This window comes from Variovorax sp. HJSM1_2, assembly GCF_049316285.1.
Lineage (GTDB): Bacteria > Pseudomonadota > Gammaproteobacteria > Burkholderiales > Burkholderiaceae_C > Rhodoferax_B.
In genome coordinates this window covers 175,471-193,201 of sequence record NZ_JBMOXA010000011.1, presented here as the reverse complement: position 1 = coordinate 193,201, position 17,731 = coordinate 175,471, and the positions used below count along the sequence as shown (strand labels likewise).

20 protein-coding genes are annotated in these 17,731 nt (G+C 59.7%); 2 read left to right on the top strand and 18 right to left on the bottom strand.

Annotated elements, in window-relative coordinates:
- Window positions 1-49: 49 nt before the first annotated feature.
- The 10 genes from ACFQ95_RS14655 to fliF all read right to left on the bottom strand — a co-directional run bounded on the left by ACFQ95_RS14655 (window position 50) and on the right by fliF (window position 9,257).
- Window positions 50-412: a FliO/MopB family protein gene (locus ACFQ95_RS14655; protein ID WP_422832094.1), complete on the bottom strand. Its 363-nt coding sequence runs from the start codon at window positions 410-412 to the stop codon at window positions 50-52.
- A 6-nt stretch (window positions 413-418) separates the two neighbouring features.
- Window positions 419-844, bottom strand: a complete 426-nt coding sequence (gene fliN / locus ACFQ95_RS14650) for a flagellar motor switch protein FliN (protein ID WP_422832092.1) — start codon at window positions 842-844, stop codon at window positions 419-421.
- Complete coding sequence (fliM, locus tag ACFQ95_RS14645; protein WP_422832091.1) at window positions 831-1,841, bottom strand: flagellar motor switch protein FliM; 1,011 nt, start codon at window positions 1,839-1,841, stop codon at window positions 831-833. Before fliM ends, fliN begins: the two co-directional genes overlap by 14 nt.
- A 21-nt stretch (window positions 1,842-1,862) precedes the next feature.
- Window positions 1,863-2,420: a flagellar basal body-associated FliL family protein gene (locus ACFQ95_RS14640; protein ID WP_422832090.1), complete on the bottom strand. Its 558-nt coding sequence runs from the start codon at window positions 2,418-2,420 to the stop codon at window positions 1,863-1,865.
- 160 nt (window positions 2,421-2,580) lie between these two features.
- Complete coding sequence (locus ACFQ95_RS14635) at window positions 2,581-3,876, bottom strand: flagellar hook-length control protein FliK (protein ID WP_422832088.1); 1,296 nt, start codon at window positions 3,874-3,876, stop codon at window positions 2,581-2,583.
- Between the two features lies 1 nt (window position 3,877).
- Window positions 3,878-4,333 (bottom strand): flagellar export protein FliJ, encoded by a 456-nt coding sequence (fliJ, locus tag ACFQ95_RS14630; protein WP_422832087.1) that lies wholly within the window; start codon window positions 4,331-4,333, stop codon window positions 3,878-3,880.
- Window positions 4,334-4,372: 39 nt separating this feature from the next.
- The gene (fliI, locus tag ACFQ95_RS14625) at window positions 4,373-5,809 is read right to left on the bottom strand and encodes a flagellar protein export ATPase FliI (protein WP_422832085.1); all 1,437 of its coding nucleotides are present in this window, start codon (window positions 5,807-5,809) and stop codon (window positions 4,373-4,375) included.
- Window positions 5,799-6,527 carry a FliH/SctL family protein gene (locus ACFQ95_RS14620; protein WP_422832083.1) on the bottom strand — a complete coding sequence of 243 codons (729 nt, stop codon included), beginning with the start codon at window positions 6,525-6,527 and terminating at the stop codon, window positions 5,799-5,801. Before ACFQ95_RS14620 ends, fliI begins: the two co-directional genes overlap by 11 nt.
- A complete protein-coding gene (fliG, locus tag ACFQ95_RS14615) occupies window positions 6,511-7,506 on the bottom strand; it encodes a flagellar motor switch protein FliG (RefSeq protein ID WP_422832081.1) in 996 nt (331 codons plus the stop codon). Before fliG ends, ACFQ95_RS14620 begins: the two co-directional genes overlap by 17 nt.
- A 32-nt stretch (window positions 7,507-7,538) precedes the next feature.
- On the bottom strand, window positions 7,539-9,257 hold the full coding sequence (gene fliF / locus ACFQ95_RS14610; RefSeq protein WP_422832079.1) for a flagellar basal-body MS-ring/collar protein FliF: 1,719 nt from the start codon (window positions 9,255-9,257) through the stop codon (window positions 7,539-7,541).
- A 164-nt stretch (window positions 9,258-9,421) separates the two neighbouring features.
- On the opposite strand from fliF, the gene fliE reads away from it, so the two are divergent.
- Window positions 9,422-9,754 carry a flagellar hook-basal body complex protein FliE gene (fliE, locus tag ACFQ95_RS14605; protein ID WP_422832077.1) on the top strand — a complete coding sequence of 111 codons (333 nt, stop codon included), beginning with the start codon at window positions 9,422-9,424 and terminating at the stop codon, window positions 9,752-9,754.
- 227 nt (window positions 9,755-9,981) lie between these two features.
- Here the strand turns inward: fliE and ACFQ95_RS14600 are convergent, their stop codons facing one another.
- The 4 genes from ACFQ95_RS14600 to ACFQ95_RS14585 all read right to left on the bottom strand — a co-directional run bounded on the left by ACFQ95_RS14600 (window position 9,982) and on the right by ACFQ95_RS14585 (window position 13,690).
- Window positions 9,982-10,281: a flagellar protein FliT gene (locus tag ACFQ95_RS14600; RefSeq protein ID WP_422832075.1), complete on the bottom strand. Its 300-nt coding sequence runs from the start codon at window positions 10,279-10,281 to the stop codon at window positions 9,982-9,984.
- A 28-nt stretch (window positions 10,282-10,309) separates the two neighbouring features.
- A complete protein-coding gene (fliS, locus tag ACFQ95_RS14595) occupies window positions 10,310-10,732 on the bottom strand; it encodes a flagellar export chaperone FliS (protein WP_422832073.1) in 423 nt (140 codons plus the stop codon).
- A 75-nt stretch (window positions 10,733-10,807) separates the two neighbouring features.
- The gene (gene fliD / locus ACFQ95_RS14590; protein WP_422832071.1) at window positions 10,808-12,292 is read right to left on the bottom strand and encodes a flagellar filament capping protein FliD; all 1,485 of its coding nucleotides are present in this window, start codon (window positions 12,290-12,292) and stop codon (window positions 10,808-10,810) included.
- Window positions 12,293-12,475: 183 nt separating this feature from the next.
- Complete coding sequence (locus ACFQ95_RS14585; protein ID WP_422832069.1) at window positions 12,476-13,690, bottom strand: flagellin; 1,215 nt, start codon at window positions 13,688-13,690, stop codon at window positions 12,476-12,478.
- Between the two features lie 365 nt (window positions 13,691-14,055).
- Here ACFQ95_RS14585 and ACFQ95_RS14580 point away from each other — a divergent pair, with 365 nt between their 5' ends.
- Window positions 14,056-15,273, top strand: coding sequence for a flagellin (locus ACFQ95_RS14580; protein ID WP_422832067.1), 1,218 nt, complete (start codon window positions 14,056-14,058; stop codon window positions 15,271-15,273).
- 189 nt (window positions 15,274-15,462) lie between these two features.
- On the opposite strand, the gene ACFQ95_RS14575 is transcribed toward ACFQ95_RS14580, so the two are convergent.
- Genes ACFQ95_RS14575 through ACFQ95_RS14560 form a run of 4 tightly spaced genes read right to left on the bottom strand, consistent with a single transcriptional unit; the run spans window position 15,463 to window position 17,692 of the window.
- Window positions 15,463-15,951: an acyltransferase gene (locus tag ACFQ95_RS14575; RefSeq protein ID WP_422832066.1), complete on the bottom strand. Its 489-nt coding sequence runs from the start codon at window positions 15,949-15,951 to the stop codon at window positions 15,463-15,465.
- Window positions 15,948-16,085 (bottom strand): hypothetical protein, encoded by a 138-nt coding sequence (locus tag ACFQ95_RS14570; protein WP_422832064.1) that lies wholly within the window; start codon window positions 16,083-16,085, stop codon window positions 15,948-15,950. The genes ACFQ95_RS14575 and ACFQ95_RS14570 overlap by 4 nt, the downstream gene beginning before the upstream one ends.
- Window positions 16,086-16,106: 21 nt before the next feature.
- A complete protein-coding gene (locus tag ACFQ95_RS14565; RefSeq protein WP_422832062.1) occupies window positions 16,107-16,862 on the bottom strand; it encodes a cephalosporin hydroxylase family protein in 756 nt (251 codons plus the stop codon).
- A complete protein-coding gene (locus tag ACFQ95_RS14560; RefSeq protein WP_422832061.1) occupies window positions 16,859-17,692 on the bottom strand; it encodes an NAD-dependent epimerase/dehydratase family protein in 834 nt (277 codons plus the stop codon). The genes ACFQ95_RS14565 and ACFQ95_RS14560 overlap by 4 nt, the downstream gene beginning before the upstream one ends.
- Window positions 17,693-17,731 lie beyond the last annotated feature (39 nt).

The window sequence follows — 17,731 nt, the reverse complement described above, 5'->3', positions numbered from 1 at the left end:
ACCGGCGCGGCGAAGATTGCTTTTGATCATGGAGACGCAGAGGCGACGGTTAAACACGGGGAGCTCCATCGGCAGGCACGGCGGCATTGCTGCTCACGCTGCCATTCGCCAAAACGGTACGGAAATCGACTGGGGTGTTCGCCACAGGGGTATTCACAGCCATGGTGTGCAAACAGGTGATGGTCTGGTTGGTCACGCCCAACACCAGCATGGTCTGAGCACCTGGCGGCCCCACTTCCACGGTCACAACCCTTTGGTGCGGTCCCACGCCGACGGCGGACACCACCCGGCAAGCCCCGACAGCCCCAGCACCAACCTTGGACGCTCTGCTCTGGATCCGCTTGATGGCCCAAGGCAACATCGCAAACAGAACCACGAAGAAACCAACCAACAGAAGCGTCTGGCTCATCATCGGAAATCAGCCTCCTCGGCTGACGCGGCGCAGGCGTTCGGACGGTGTGACCACGTCGGTCAGGCGAATGCCGAACTTGTCGTTCACCACCACCACTTCGCCCTGGGCGATGAGGTAGCCATTGACCAACACGTCCATGGGTTCACCCGCCAACGCGTCCAACTCCACCACCGACCCTTGGGCCAGTTGCAGGATGTATTTAATCGGCACCTTGGTACGGCCCAGCTCCACCGACAGCGTCACCGGAATGTCCAGCACCATGTGGATGTCTTGGGTGCCGTCCTTGCCGGGCGTGAAAGACTTGACCGGCTCGCCGGTCAGAGGGCCACCCTGTTCAGGGTCAGCCTTCTCGGTGGTTTTCTGTTCTTCCAACGCTTCGGCCCAGGCGGCCATTGGATCGTCGGATTCGTCTTTTGTGTTATCGGTTGCCATTGGCATCACCTCCGTTTTGACTATCGTGGCCGCGCAAGAACTGGTCTATGCGAATGGCGTACTTGGAATTGTGGGTGCCGTACTGGCACTCAAAAATGGGAACCCCAGCGATGGACACCGAGATGCTGGGCTCGCGCTCCAGCTCAATGAAGTCGCCCGGCTTCATGGCCAGGAGTTGCTCGACGGTTGCGCCAGCTTTGGCCAGTTCGGCCACCAGCGTGACGGGGGCCGACTGAATCTCTTTGCTCAAGACGTTCACCCAGCGGCGGTCGACTTCCACGGAATCACCCTGCGTCGCCGAATACAACACGTCGCGGATAGGCTCCAGCGTGGAGTAGGGCATGCAGATGTGGATGGACCCCGAGATGTCACCGATTTCCAACTGGAACGAAGTTGCCACCACGATTTCACTCGGGGTTGCAATGTTGGCGAACTGCGGCTGCATTTCCGAGCGTTGGTAATCCAGCTCAAGCGGATAAATACCGTGCCAGGCCTTGCGGTACTCATCGCAGATCACGCCCACCAGGCGGTTGATCACACGTTGCTCGGTCAGCGAAAACTCGCGCCCTTCAATCCGCGTGTGGAACTTGCCAACACCGCCATACAAGGTGTCGATGACACCAAACACCAAAGACGGCTCACACACCACCAGCCCATTGCCGCGCAGTGGGCGAATCGCCATGATGTTGAAGTTGGTCGGTACGGCCAATTCGCGCAAGAAGGCGCTGTAGCGCTGCACGGCCACGGTGCCGACGTTGATTTCTGGACTGCGACGGATGAAGTTGAACAAGCCGATGCGGAAATTACGCGCAAACCGTTCGTTGACGATTTCCATCGTCGGCATACGGCCACGAACAATCCTCTCCTGGCTCGAAATATCGTAATTCCGAATGCCGCCGCCAGGCCCCTGCTCTTCTTCAGCGGCCGTGGCACTTTCGCCCGTGACCCCTTCCAGAAGGGCATCAACCTCTTCCTGGGATAAAAATGTTTCACTCATTGCGCAACTCCAGGCCCGGCTTCACTGAACAATGAAGCTGGTGAAGAGAACGTTGTTGATCGGATTCGGCGGTCCTGCCTTGGCTCTGCGCTGGGACTTGGCCTTGGGCTTGTCATCGGCGTGATCGTCTTCGTCATCTTCGACGGTGTAGCCCAGAGGATGGGAAATCTCGCGCAAGATGTCGCGCGACAGCTTGGCCTTGCCGTCTTTGCTGAGCAGCTCTTCCGAGGTGCGCTGAGACACCAGCATCAGAATGGCACTACGCACGGAGGGCATATAGGCCTTCACCTGATCTGACGTCTTCAGATCCACCACCTCGATGGTCACGCCGATTTGGGCATAACGGTCGCCGCCTGGATCGGCAAGGTTGACCACCATGTTGTCCACAGGCAAAAACACCGGTGGCGCCTTGGGCTTGCTGCTGTGTGCCACAGGGGCTTCGTCGCCCTCTTCTGCGGCGTGGCGGCCAAACATGAACCAGCCAGCCCCACCAGCCACCACCAACAAAACGGCGGCGATGATGATGATCAGCTTTTTGCCTTTCGGCTTGGGTGGTGTTGAGGCTTCAGGGGCAGACACGTTAACTTCCTCCGGGGGTAGCGCTTACAGGGCCGACATCTCAATGTCTTGGCATCTGTTGCATTATTGGGTTTAGGGTCGCCAGATGATAGTCAGATTAGCGGGGGAAAAAGGCCGCATACACAGGGGTGGGCTGCGCCCCTTCGCCTCCCGCTATCGGTTATACGTAAAGATCCAGCTCGCCGGCGGGCGCACGCTTTGGCGCCGCCACACGTTCGTCAGATCGTTCGCTCTGGCCGCCAAAGCCTTCGCCCGAACGGGATTGCTGCCGCTGCTCGCCGGAACCGTCGGCATGACCCGCTGCGCCAGCACCAGAATTCGCCACGGACAGTCCGGATAACACCAAGCCCTGGCTGCCCAGAAGTTCTTTGAGGTGGGCTTCCGAGTTGGCCAGCATTTCGCGGGTGACGGCCTGGTCGGCCCGGAACGCCACCTGCGCTTCATTGCCCGAGAGCGAAATACTCACATGCACGCGTTCGGCATTGGCGCCTTCCACCGTCATTTCAGCGTTCTGCACACCCTGGGCCACCCAATAACTCACCTGGTCAGCCACGTCTGCACTGCTGGTGGCCGGGGTCGCCAATGCGGTGCCAAGCGACGCGTCATACTGCACCGTAGGCGTAAAACCACCGTGGGCAAACGCGCGGTCGGGCAGCAATCCGCCGAGCTGGGCGCCGTCCACACCGCCGACACGCGTCTGGGCGACGGCAATCTTGTCAACCGACTCCAACTGCGTCGCCACCATGGCGGCCGTGGCCAGACTCTGGCTGTTGTTGCTGGCCTGGGCCAGGGCATTGCCCAAACGGTCGTTGCGCGCGGCCAGGTCGACCTGCGCTTGCAAAGCCGTTTTGCCCAGCAGCGATGGCGCCGAAGCCGCGCCATTCACGCCATTGGCACTTGCAGCAGCGCCGGTCTTTTCGCCACGCGCGCGCATTTGCTCCAGAACCGAGCTGTAGTCGCCCAATGCCGTTTTCAAATGTTCTGTCGCCGCTTTCGCGTCGGCGCCCGTCAGGCCCGACGCCAGTGCGGCACCAGCACCGGTCTTGCCGTTGAGCAATGTGGTCAACGACTCGGGCTTTGCCTCCAGCTTGGTGTCTGCGGAAGCAGCACCCTCTTGCACCTGCGTGGGCTGCCCACCTTGCGCAGCCGCCAACAGCGCGGCAATCATGGCGCTGTTGTCCACCACCGGGGCGTCCGGCAGCACAGGCGTTTGCGCCGCGGTGGCGGCCGTGATATCACGCCCCTCCTCGGTTTCCCCCTCGGTTGCAGGGTCTGAGGTTTGGCCTGCCTGTGGCGCCGCGTCCTGTGCCGACGGCGCTGGTGCATCCGCCGCACTCAACAGGGCCGAAAACCCACTCGCAGCATCTTCTTTCGCATCGGCCCGTCCGCCACCTGCGCCACTTTTGCTCGGCACTGGCGGCACTGCCGCGTTCACACCACTTGTTTCTATGCCCATATCAACTCCCGCCGTTAAATTGCCGCGCGCTGAAGCGCACGGACGCTAGCTCGTCCATTTGTTTCTGCTCCCGCCTGCGCTGCGTCAGCGTCACGACGGCCTGTTTCTTGGTGCACACCTGCTTCAAGGTGGCGACCCGCATTTCCGCTTGCAGCAACACGTTTCTGGCATTCGCGACCGCAGCAGCGTGTTGCAGCAAAATCTCCCGCTGCATCTGCATCGCGTGGTGCAAACGCTCGACAAACTGGTAGTGGTGCCGCATCAGCTCGGGCACTGCACACAATTTGCCTTGTGTGGCCCAGCGCATATCGGTTTCCACGGCGTAGGTCTCGAGTTGCTTCAACTGGTTTTGCGCTGCAATCTCCGCCTGCTGGGCCGCACCCAGGGCCTTGCTCGCGGCATCACGCTTCTGCGTTGCCACCTCAATGGCCAAGGCGAGGGTTCTGAGGAGCGACATCGGGAATCCTGGGTTGGAGCTTCATGCTGCCACGCCGGGCTACAGGCGCCCAGCCATGCTAGGCTTGGTGCCCACACTGCGCCGCATCTCTTCCACGCTGTCGGCCAGCGTAGCCGAGACATACATGCCTTGCTGCAAAAACTCGGTCATGCCGTCGTTCAAGCGCACGGCCTCGTCCAGTGCCGGATCCGCACCCATGGCGTAAGCGCCAATCTGGATCAGGTCCTTGCCTTTCTGGTAGCGCGAGTTCACCGAGCGGAAGCGCCGGGCCAACTCAAAATGTTCCGGCGGCACCACGTTGTGCATCACCCGCGAGGCCGACTGTTCAATGTCGATCGCAGGGAAATGCCCCGCCTCTGCGAGTTCGCGCGACAACACGATGTGCCCGTCCAAAATGGCACGCGCCGCGTCGGCAATCGGATCCTGCTGGTCATCACCTTCAGACAACACGGTGTAGAACGCGGTGATAGAGCCCACGCCGTTCAAACCATTGCCACTGCGCTCCACCAATTGCGGCATCTTGGCAAAACACGAAGGCGGATAACCCTTGGTGGCCGGCGGCTCACCAATGGCCAGCGCAATCTCGCGCTGCGCCATGGCGTAACGGGTGAGAGAGTCCATCAACAGCAACACGTGCTGGCCTTTGTCGCGAAAGTGCTCGGCAATCGCCGTGGCGTACGCGGCGCCCTGCAAACGCAACAGCGGCGGTGCGTCGGCGGGAGCGGCCACCACCACTGAGCGTTCACGCCCCTCGTCGCCCAAGATGTCCTCAATGAATTCCTTGACTTCACGGCCACGCTCGCCAATCAGCCCGACCACCACCACGTCGGCCTTGGTGTAGCGCGCCATCATGCCCAGCAGCACACTCTTGCCGACGCCAGAGCCGGCAAACAAACCAATACGTTGCCCCCGGCCAATGGTCAACATGGCGTTGATGGCGCGTACGCCGGTATCCAGCGGTTGGCGCACCGGGGCGCGTTCCATGGCATTAATGGGCTTGCGGTCCAGCGGCTCGGCCACCACATCCTTGAGCTGGCCACCATGGTCCATGGGTTGACCCTGGGCATCGATCACACGACCCAACAGTCCATCACCCAGCGGCAGGCGCAAAACGCCTACGCGCGATGGACTGATTTCGCCCGGCACTTCGCCCAGGCGTGGCACCGGGGTGAAGGGCTCGGCCGGCACCACACTGGCGCCATTGCACAAGCCATGCACGTCGCCGGCGGGCATCAGAAATGCGCGCTCATTGGAAAAGCCCACCACCTCGACCAACACCGGCTCCTGGCCCGTCATGTTGATCTGGCATTGCGAGCCTACTGGCGCGCGAATGCCTGCGGCCTCCAGCACCAGGCCGGCCAGCCGCGTCAGCGTGCCACGCGTCTCCAGCGGACTACCGGCGTTGACACGCCGCGAGGCCTCGCTCATGAAGGACGTCCAGCGGCTCAGGCCCGCGTCTGTAGTGTCACTTGTCATCTTCCTGGTCCTCCCAGGGGGCTTTGACACCCAGGCTGGCCACCGCACGCTCCCAGCGCTTGGCCAGCCCGCCATCGATCACCATGCCAGCCGACTCGACCAGGCAGTCGCCAGGGGCAACAGCGCTGTCGGCCAACCATTTGATGCTGGTGTCGTCAAACTCCTCTTGCAGCGGTCCACGGAAAAGGTCCAGGTCTTGCGGGTTGAGCTTGACCACCTTGACCTTTCCATCGGCCATCAACATACCCAAGGCTTCGCGCACCACGGGCAACAAGGCATTTGGATCGGCATTGATTTCCTGGCGCACCACCTGGCGCGCCAGACTCACCGCGAGGTCCAACACTTGGCGCGCCAGCCCCTGCTCCACTTGCTCCAGCCGCTCTTCCAGGCCGGCCATCAGGGTGGCGACGGATTGCACCGCCTGAGCACCTTGACCCTGCACATACTCGTCGAGCTTGTGATTGCCTTCGTTGGTGGCCTCTTCGCGCCCCTGCGCCAAACCGGCGGCGTAACCCTCGTCCCAGGCCCGTTCGAGTTGAACCTGCACCGGCTCTTCAGGCACAACCTCAACCTCTTCTTCAGGCGCAGGCACCTCATCCGGTAGCGCCAGCAAGGGCACACCCAGTGCACCAAAATTCCACGCAGCGATGGCCGCGATTTCCTCGCTGGGAATGAACTTGGCGTGCGGCCGGGGTGGGGTATCAGACGAGTGCATCATCAGCACCACCGCCAATTACAACTTGACCTTCGTCTGCCAGACGACGCACGACCTTGAGGATTTCCTTCTGCTGCGCTTCGACTTCGGACAGCCGCAACGGACCGCGGGCCTCCAGATCTTCGCGCAGCGTTTCGGCCGCACGGCTGGACATGTTGGCCAGAATCTTTTCCTTGAGCTCGTTGCTCGCACCCTTAAGCGAAACAATGAGCGTTTCGGAGGCGATTTCCTTGAGCACCATCTGGATGGACTTGTCGTCCAGGTTGTAGATGTCGTCGAAGGTGAACATCTTGTCGACGATCTTCTGCGCCAGATCCGGGTCGAAGCCCTTGATCGATTCGATCACCGTGCCTTCGATGTTGGCCCCCAGCAAGTTGATGATTTCGGCCGCAGCCTTGACACCACCCAGCGAGGTCTTGCGCACCTTGTCGCCACCGGCCAGCACCTTGAACAACACTTCGTTCAGGTCTTTCAGCGCGGTCGGCTGAATACCTTCCAACGTGGCCACGCGCAACATGACTTCGTTGCGCTGGCGTTCGGTCAATTGCTTAAGCACGGCAGCAGCTTGTTCGAAGTCCAGGTGAACCAGGATGGCCGCAACAATCTGCGGGTGTTCGTTGCGCAGCAGTTCGGCCACCGACAACGGGTCCATCCACTTCAGGCTTTCAATGCCGGAGACGTCGCCACCCTGCAAGATGCGGTCGATCAGCAGATCGGCCTTGTCGTCGCCCAAAGCGCGGCGCAACACCGATTTGACGTAGTTGCTGGTGTCGGACACCAACAAGCTTTGCTCGGACGCGGCCTGGGTGAAGCGAATCAGCACTTCGTCCACCTTGTCGCGCGTCACGGCGCGGGTCTTGGCAATGGTCTCACCAAGCTTTTGCACTTCTTTAGGAGACAGGTGCTTGAACACCTCGGCAGCCTCCTCCTCTCCGATCGACATCAGAAAGATTGCTGCGTCTTGCAGGCCTTTTTCATCCATGATGGGTTTCCCAGTTAGGTTGAACGAGGGGCTCAGCCGCCTTCGTCACCATTAATCCACGTCTTGATGATCGCCGCAACCGCCACAGGATTCTCCTTGGCCAGCTTGCGGGCTTCGTCCATGCGCAACTGGTGCGCCGACGGCGAAAGGTCTTCGATGGGCAAACCATCCGGTCCGGTCAGCGCTGGGCGCATGTTCTCGTCCGCCACCAAGGCATCCAAACCACCTGGAATGATGTTGCCGTCGGCGTCAACTGCTACCTCTTTAGGAGCCGCCATGGCTTTCAGGCCCGGCCGCACAAAGCCAAACAGAATCAGGGCCACGAGCAATACCACACCAATTGGCCAGGCCAGGCTGCGCGCCAGCTCCAAGGTGGCCGGTTGACGCCACAGCGGCGTGTTGTCCACCGCAGCCACATCGCTCAGGAAGGGTGCATTCATCATGTTCACCGAATCGCCGCGCTCCTGGCTGAACCCTATGGACTCACGCACCAGGGCCGTCATTTGGGCAATCTGCTGTTCGGTCAATGCCTTGGGCGTGGCCACACCCTTGTCATCGACTGCGGACTGGTAGTTCACCACCACCGCAGCGCTCAAACGCTTGACCACACCCGAGCCGCCCCGCACCACACGCACGGTTTTGTCGACTTCGTAGTTGGTCACGGATTCGCGTTTGACCTGCGCGTTGGCGCCACCGGCACCCTGCTGGCCTGCTGCCTGCAACGGGGCCACCTGGCCATTCACCGGTGCATTGGCTTGCACAGGCGGCTGGTTGGAGGTCGCGCCCGGCACACCGGAAGGACCGGTACCGCCGGCAGGACCAGAGGTTTCCACCACCTGCTGGCTGCGCACGGCGCTGGCGTCTGTCGACAGGTTCGGACGATGTTGCTCGGAGGTGGACTCGGTTTGCGAAAAATCAACTTCCGCCGAGACCTGCGCCTTGACGTTTTCGCGACCCACAATGGGCGCCAGAATGTCGATGATGCGCTGGGTGTATTGCTGCTCCAGCTTCTGCGCATATTGCAATTGCTCAGCGTCCGCGCCACCCGCGCCGGGCGTGCCATCGGGTGACTTTGACAACAGTTTCCCCGTGTCGTCCAGCACACTCACGGCCGAGGGCGCCATCTCAGGCACGCTGGAAGACACCAGGTGCACGATGCCGGCAATCTGCGCGCGGTCCAGCGAGCGGCCTGGGTGCAAACTCAGCAACACAGAGGCCGAAGGTTTTTGCTGTTCGCGGAAGAAACCGTTTTGATTTGGCAGCGCCAAGTGGACGCGAGCGCTAGACACCGATGTCAAGGCCTGAATCGAACGCGTCAACTCACCCTCCAGCCCGCGCTGGAAGGTCAGCCGCTCCTGGAATTGCGTCATGCCAAAACGGTTCGATTCCATCAGCTCGAAGCCGGTCACGGAACCTTTTGGCAAACCCAGCGAGGCCAGGCGCAAACGCACGTCATAGACCCGCTCGGCTGGCACCGTGATGGCGCCTCCGCCTTCGGTGTATTTGTAAGGCACATTCATTTGCGTCAACTGCGCAACGATGGCCCCTCCATCTTTTTCCGACAGGTTGGCGTACAACACCTTGTAGTCGGTTTTTTGACTCAGGAATATGCCGGCGATGCAAAGCAACACCAGCAAGGCGACTCCAATACCCATTCGCATGCGCTGAGAGCGGTCCAGTTTGGACAGCTTCTCCATCACGGATGTAGAAGGGTTGGTATTTACAACAGGTATTTCGGCGACTGCAGACATCATGAATCCTAGGTCGGATGGCACTCCAAGAATGAGCAGATTATTGGACTGCCGCACCTTTACATGACGGCGATAAGCCAGACATTAGGCGCTCTTTTCCCGCATTCGAAGCGCCACCGGCCCACCACAATTACGCCATCTATCACCAACCGGGAAGAACCACCATGGATCTCCGCCTGTCGCCAGTTTCGCCCTCTATCCAAGCCCCCAACCTGTCCCGCGTTGGGATCTCGACCCGCTCCACCAACCCTGATGCAGGCGACGGCCAAGCCGATGCCGGTTTCTCTGGTGCGCTCAAAGGTGCCCTGTCTGCAGTCAGCGCTGCGCAGAACACCTCCACCGGCCTGCAGCGTGAGGTTGCCCTCGAAAACCCCAAGGTCAGCCTGGAAGAAACCATGGTTGCCATCCAGAAAGCGCAAATCGGCTTCCAGGCCACCCTGCATGTGCGCAACCGCATGGTGCAAGCCTATAGCGACATCATGAACATGCAGGTGTAATGCCTGCGCCGGCAACAGCACCACCCGGCACACCATCAAAGGAAACGCGCACTGCAGCCTGCATCCACAGTCTAGCCAGACCAGCGCCAAAAACGCCTCGCCAATTGCGGGGTTTTTTTTGGTCTTTTTTTTGATCTACAGCTTCACCCAGAAACCACAAAGCCCGCCAGGCTTGCACCTGGCGGGCTTTGTAATCAGCCTGAAGGCCGATTAAAGGACTGAGGATCTCAGTGCACGAGCTGCGAACGACCGGAAATCATCTTTTCGAACTCGCCGAGCCACGGCTCCGTCAAACAACGGATCTGCGCATCGTTGCGCAAGATGCGCTGCATGATGCGCGCCTTCTCGCTGCGATGCTCGGCCGACAGCTGTTCACCCTGTGACTGATGGCGCAATTGCTCGATCAGCACCGCGCAGGCGCCTTCGTAACGAACGACGCCCTCCCAGTCTTCCATCTTGGCCGCCTCCAGCATCTTCATGCTGCTGTCCTCGATGGCCTTGTAGTAATCAATCAGTGCTTGCGACATGATGTGATCCTGGCTTTTTTAGTTGTGGTCAGGCGTTTGGCGCCTGAATGGGGTTGATGCTTTTCCAGGCATCCGATACGGTGGTGATCAGCTTGGAGACTTCTCCAACCAGAGCACTGTCATTTTTCAGGTTGGCCTCGGTTAAACGCAAGATGCTGTAGTTGTACACACCTCGCAAATTTACCGCCAGCTCACCGCCCATGTCGTCATTCAGGCTGGCCTTCAGGCCCTCTTCCAGAATGCGAACCGAACGGCCAATTTCTTTGCCCTTGACCTCGACATCGCCACGCTCAATCGCCACTCGCGCTTTGCCCAGGGACTCGAGCAAACCGTCATACAAAAGGCCAATCAATTGATGCGGGCTGGCCCCATCAATGCTGGTTTGTACAGCTACCCGCTTGTAGGCGGATGCGGAGCGCGTGCTGACGGAGGTGAACATGGCGGTACTCATTTGAACTTCAATACTCTAGTTATCGGCAGTCTGGGCAAAAACTCAAGTCTCCTGATGAAAGAAAAACGAAAGCCATCAATCTTTCTTGTTCCACTGCGCGACCTGCTGCGTGACGTAGTCACTCAGAGCCGTGAGTGTCGCCATCTTGGCATCCAGCGCTGAGTAGGTCTTGGTCAGGCGCGCTTCCAGCAAAGTGGCACGGTTGTTGACCTTGTCCTGCTCTTCGTCATTGCGCTCAATTTCGCTGTCAAGCGCATCCTGTTTGGCGGTAATGCCACCATCCAAGGCCAACAAATCAGAAGCAAAGGTTTTGATCTTGACCGCAATACCCTTGGAGGTTGCGTCACCGTCGGTACCGGCAAACAACTGCTTCAGCACCGTCAGGTCGCCAGCCAGAGCCGTATCCAAATCCACTCGCCCCAAAGCCTTTTGGGCGGTGGTCAGCGTCTCTATGCTCAAGTTACCGCCCTGCTGCATGGTGATGCCCACATCCGACAGGCGCGTCAAGGTGTCTCCCATCGAAGTCGATGTGATCATGCGGCGCAGCATGTTCTGCAAACCCACCGTGGCCGAGTCGCCCTGCAAGATACCGGCAGTTTTGGCGGTGTCGTCATATTTGGTGGCATCACCCAACAAAGTGTTCACCGCGTTATAGGCATCAACAAACGCCTGAATGTTCTTTTTGATGGTCGCGGTGTCGGCCTTGACGGTGACCAAGGCATCACTCGTCGTCACCTGGGTCAGTTGCAGCGCAACCCCGGGGATCACGCTCTTGAGTTCATTCGTGGCCGACGAAACCGACACACCATTGATCGTAGCCTTGGCGTTCTGCGCGGCCTGCGTCATGGTGGTGCCGGTGGCGGCGTTCTCCGGATCGAAAGTCAACGCCTTCAAACCGGCGCTGGCCTCAGGCTCATCCGCCTCCAAACCAGCCCCCGTCGGCGCTGTAATCTTGAAACCAGAAACCTCGCCGGTAGAAGAAGAGCGAATCATCAGGCGGTCGCCGGACGCATCGCTGATCACCGTGGCCGTGACACCTGCACCGGCATCATTGATCTTGGCGGCAACTGCTGCCAAAGAAGTGGTGTTCGCCGGGATCACAATTTTGATCTCTGTCTTGGTCGGGTCTGCCGTAAAGGCTGTGGGCGTGGGTGGCACGCCTGGGGTTGTGGTCCACGAGCCAAGCTGAATGGCAATCGTGCCACTCATGTCGGTATTGGCAGCAACCACACCCGACACCGTCGATTGCGACTGCGCGAGCTGCGAAACACCCACACTGAAAGAAGAAGCACTGGCAATACCCGTGACCGTAGCCCCCACAGCACTGCTGCTGGAACTCAGGGTCATGGCGTTCCAGCCGCTGTCACGCGACAACACACCAGCGGCATCCGACAAAGTGGTCATCAAGGACTTGATTTCGCCATAAGCCGAAATCTTGGACTGAACAATGGTGGCCTTGGCCTCCAGAGTCGTCAAAGGGGATTTTTCCAAAGCTACCAGCTTGGAAATAATGCCCTGCACATCGAGACCGCTACCGATCCCTACGGATGAAATGCCCATGCCAACCTCCTGGATTCTGTCGAATACGCCTGTGCGGACGCAGCCAGAAGGCACATCCATCACAGAGATTCAGCAATTGTCCAACACTCTCAAAAAGCCAAACGGCGGAGAAAGGATAGCCTTTCTCCGCCTGTTCAAGCCACTGCCCCCCAGGGGCGGCAGCGCCTGACAGAAGCCTTACGCTTACTGCAGCAGGGCCAACACGCCTTGTGGCAGTTGGTTAGCCTGGGCCACCATGGCGGTACCGGCTTGTTGCAGGATCTGGCTACGCGACAGGCTGGCGGTTTCCGAAGCGAAGTCGGCGTCCACGATACGGCCACGAGCAGCAGACAGGTTTTCCACCTGGATGGCGATGGTGCTCACCGAGGTTTCAAAACGGCTTTGCAGAGCACCCAGTTGGGCACGGCCAGTGTTCACCTGGTCGATGGCGCTGTCAATCTTCTTCAGGGCAACCCAGGCGTTGGCTTGCGTCGTGACCGACAACGAGTCGAGGCCCAGGGCATCGGTCGTGGTGTTGGTCGCATCGATGTCGGAGGCCATTGCCGTGCCGCTGACACCGGTGGTGGCCGTCGTCAGACCACCGAACGTGATGGTAGCCGCGTCACCTGCCGTATCCAGCTTGGAAGACATCAGATCGATGGTGTAGGTGCCGTCGTCAGCCTTGTTCAGGAACGCGGTCACGCCGGTATCAGCGGTCTTGCGGTTGATGGCCTCCACGACTTGACCCATACGCTCGGCGCCGCTGCTGGCTGCAGCAATCGCGCCCAGACCCACCGTAGCACCGGCCACTTGGATGTTCAGGGTGGTAGGGTCGGTAATGGCGGTCAACGTCGACACCGAGCTGGTGTTGATGCCGGTTTGCTTGGAGTAAGCGTAGGCAACATCTGCCAAGCCCTTGGCCGTGGAGTTGGTCAAGGCGCCGACGGTGATGTTGTCACCAGAGTTTGCACCCACTTGGAACACAGCACCTGCATAGGTACCGTCCAGAATCTTGGTGCCGTTGAAGGTGGTTTGCTTGGCAACGCGGTCGATTTCGTCAGCCAGTTGGCTCACTTCAGCTTGCAGAGCCTTACGGTCAGCAGCGCTGTTGGTCGCGTTGCCGGACTGCACAGCCAGTTCACGCATACGTTGCAGCATGTCGCCGACCTTGCCCAGTGCGCCTTCAGCGGTTTGCGCCAGCGAAATGCCGTCGTTGGAGTTACGTGCACCCACAGACAAACCCTTCACTTGGGTGTTCATCCGTTCAGAGATGGCCAGGCCAGCAGCGTCGTCTTTGGCGCTGTTGACACGCAAGCCCGAAGACAGGCGTTGCATGGAAGTGGCCAACGAACCCTGTGAAGTCGCCAGATTGCGCTGTGCGGTCAACGAGTTGATGTTGGTATTGATGGTAGAGGCCATTGTGAAACTCCTTGGTGACTAAAAAACCCGGCACAAGCGCCGATCGCAACGCCAGGACCATTCCTGGCAGCTATGACCGGAGCGGCAGTTTGGGCATCAACCAGAACCATCTATTTAAGTGTTTCTGCCGTCTGCTGCTGACCGGACAACGGGCCCCTTATGAACCCATTGCTAAGGTTTTCGGGTCGCTCCAGAAAAACTTAAGCACTCGATTGAAAAAAAGAATAGCCAGTGGTTTGCGGCTCTTATCGGGCTAACAACAAAAACCTCGAATCTCATAATTTCTCCATGCCTTTTGGAAGCCAGCACCTGTTGGCGTCGCAATCGGCTAACCGCCGATTCTCAAGTTACATAGGAGTCTCAGAATGGCCTCGACCATCAATACGAACATTGTTTCGCTCAACGCTCAACGCAATTTGGGCACATCGCAAGCCGGCCTGGCAACGTCCATGCAACGGCTTTCATCCGGCTTACGTGTAAACACGGCCAAAGACGACGCGGCTGGCCTGGCCATCTCCGAACGCATGAACACCCAGGTACGGGGCTTGACGGTAGGGGCTCGCAACTCCAACGACGGCATCTCCCTGGCGCAAACCGCTGAAGGCGCACTGGGCAAGGTCGGCGACATGCTGCAACGTATGCGTGAACTGGCTGTGCAAGCCGGCAACGCCACCAACAGCGCGGCTGACCGCAGAGCCTTGCAGGCCGAAGTGCAGCAACTCACCGACGAAATCGACCGCGTTGCCAAGCAAACCACCTTCAACGGCACCAAGATCCTGGATGGCACGTTTGCAGGTGCGGTGTTCCAAGTGGGTGCAAATTCTGGTGACAACATCACTGTCGGCGCCCTGACCAACGCCACGGCCAAGGGTCTGGCGGACATTGCCTACGCTTATTCCAGACAAACCGGCATCGACCCCAGCTCGGTGTCGACGTTGACCGCCATCACCGACCCTACCACCCTGAACATCCAAGTGGCCGGTGCTACGGTGGGTCTGGGCGCGATTGCTGCCGCCAGCAGCGGCGCCGAGCGTATGGGCCAGGTGGTGGAAGCCATCAACCGCAAGACCGCTGATACCGGCGTGACCGCGTTCCTGAACAAGGCTGACGACGGCACCTACACCATCGATCTGATGTCTTCCAAGCTGGATTCCGCTGGGGACGCAGCCACCATCACGTTCGGCGGTCTGTCGACGGCAACCACCGGCGTCAGCGGCACGGCAATGGCCTCCGACATCGATGCAGCCAACACCACGACCGATGCCCTGGGCCTCGACTCCCTGACGGTGAGCACCCAAGCCAACGCCTGGGTTGCACTGAAAAAGATCGATGCGGCTCTCGACCAGGTCAACTCGGCCCGCGCACAACTGGGTGCCCTGCAAAGCCGCTTCGAAAGCTCGGTATCGAACATCCAAATCCAGGTAGAGAACCTGGCTGCCGCCCGCGGCCGTATCGTCGACGCCGATTTCGCGACGGAAACCTCCAACCTGGCGCGCACGCAAATCCTGCAGCAAGCCGGTACCGCCATGGTGTCGCAAGCCAACCAACTGCCACAGCAAGTGCTCTCGCTGCTGCAACAGTAATCGGCTTTCCCCGCCGCCAAGCCGCCTGCAGCCGCAGGCGGCTTTTTTGCGTTCGCTCTCTATATATATGGGCCACAGGCCAGGAATCAGCACATTACTGTTCAAAAACCCATGAATCAGCGCCGGCGCCAATAAAAATGCCCGATACAACGATCGGGCATCCTGGCAAAACAAAAGCGAGAAAAAGCTCTACCGCCTGTGCCCTACCACTCTGAGGGGCTGCCCGGCATTCACGGTGTAAGCCCCGATCTCGCCACGCACCACGGAACCCGCGGCGATCACACAGCCTTGCCGCAAAACGGCACCGTCCAGCAACACGCAGTTGGCGCCTATCCACACGTCATCCTCAATCACAATGCCGCCCTTGCTGGGCAAAAAGCCTTGTTCGCGGATTGGCCGGTCTTTCTCCTGATAGGCGTGGTTGACCGGGGCAAAGGTGCAATTTGCGGCAATGGCCACCTGGTTACCGATCTTCACGCCGTTGCCGGTATAGATCACACAGCCGGAGTTGATCACCGTCCAGGCACCAATCACCAGGTCGCCCGTGCCGCCGGCCGGCTTGAACTTGACAAAGCTGTCCACCGCCGAATGCTCGCCGATCTCGATGCGTGTGCCACGCACCGAGTCCTCAATATCGGCCAAGGGGGACACCTTGGCCGTGGGGTGAATGACGATCATTTGAACAGCAGCCCCTGCAAGGTGATGATGCTCTCGCCCGTGAAGACGCCACCCATGCTCTTGACGCGGTCGATGCTGCTTTGCGCGCTTTTGGCAAGGCCCTCACTGAGAAAAGCTGTGGAGAGATCGTTCATAACGGCCAAGCTTTCACTTCGTTAAGCCACACGACGCAGGAAACCGTCCGGAGCCGAGGTCACGAGCAAGCGGTCTTCCACCGACTTGTCGATCACAAACTCCGGGTGGCTGCGCAGCCATTCCCACACCGCCGTCTTGGGGTTGTCGCCCTTGCCCCACGGGCGATCGGTCCAGACGTAGTCCGCTGGCATGTCTTCGACAAAGGTGTCGAACACCACGCAGTAGCTGCCCACACTCACCAGGTCGCCATAGGCTTGTAATTCGGCCAATACGTGCTCGTGTGTGTGATTGGAGTCCAGGCACACCAACACGTTCTTCTTGCCCTTGGCGGCTTCGCGCACTTGGGCGACCACGTCGGGAGCGGTACTGGAGCCTTCGATCAGCTTGATGCGGTGGCCCAGCGGATGTGCTTCGATTTCCTTGCGGTTGTGCTCACGGATTTCAATGTCTATGCCCAGCACTTCACCAGCGCCAATCAATTCCAGGATAGAGGCCGACAGAATCAGCGAACCGCCATGCGCCACACCGGTCTCGATGATCAGGTCGGGTTTCACCGCCCAGATGATTTCCTGCATGGCCATGGCGTCCATGGGCACCTGTATCAGCGGGCGGCCCAGCCACGAGAAGTTGTTCATGTACTTGCGTTCCAGTGCCATGGCGCGCCACTGGTTGGAGAGTGCACGAAACTCTTCGTCGCTGGCGAAGCCGGCAATGCGCTCCTGCTTTTCTTTTTGGTAAGACGGATGTGCCGTCGGTGTTGTTTCAAGGTAGCTCATGTGCTCTCCAGTCCCTTCTTTTGCCGATAGTGCCGCAGGAATTGCGGAAAATAATTTTCAAACTTTTGCGCTGCAAAGCCAAACGTCTGCGTCGTCTTGGCCATGTCGATCGCCCTGAATTCCCACACCGGTGCCCCCTCGGCCACCGATGTAGTGAAACCCATCTCCTGCTCCAAGGCCGCCAGCACCTGGGCGTTGCTGACGCCCTCGCCGCTGGCCACATTGAAAATGCCCGTGGCATCGGACAAGGCGATACGCACCAGCAGATCAACCGCGTCGTCGATGTAGAGATAGTCTTTTTTCGATTGCAGCGCGGTACGCAGGTGAACCCCTCCGGTGCGCACGCCTTCCTCGAGCAACTGGTCAATAAAAATGTCCGGATCGGGCCGCAAGCCAACGATGTTGGCCAGGCGCGCCACCTTCATCAGGGGATGGCCGCCGTGCAGGCACAGCGACTCGCCCATCAGCTTGGACAGGTTGTACAAGTCGCTGGCGTCGTTCGGGTCGACCTGCAGCCGCGCGGCCTCGTCAGTCCTTTCGCTGCCGCTGTAAACGCGGGTGCTGCTCAAATAGGTGAGCGAGCGAAAATTGCCCTGGGCGAGCAATTGGCGCAGCACACACACGTGGGCCTCCACCGTTTCCAGCGGGCGCGAGCGGAAGTCGGCGGTCAGGCCTATGGCGTAGACCACGTCACCCAAAGGCTGCTGCAACCAGCTTGTGTCATGGCGCGCAGGCGCCTGGCACAAAATCCCCTGCGCGTTCAAGCGCCGAACCAAATGGGTTCCGACGAAGCCGCCGGCACCCAGCACTGTGACCAGGCGCTCAGGCATGGGAACTCCGCCGGTGGTTGCCAGTGCGCAATACTGGGG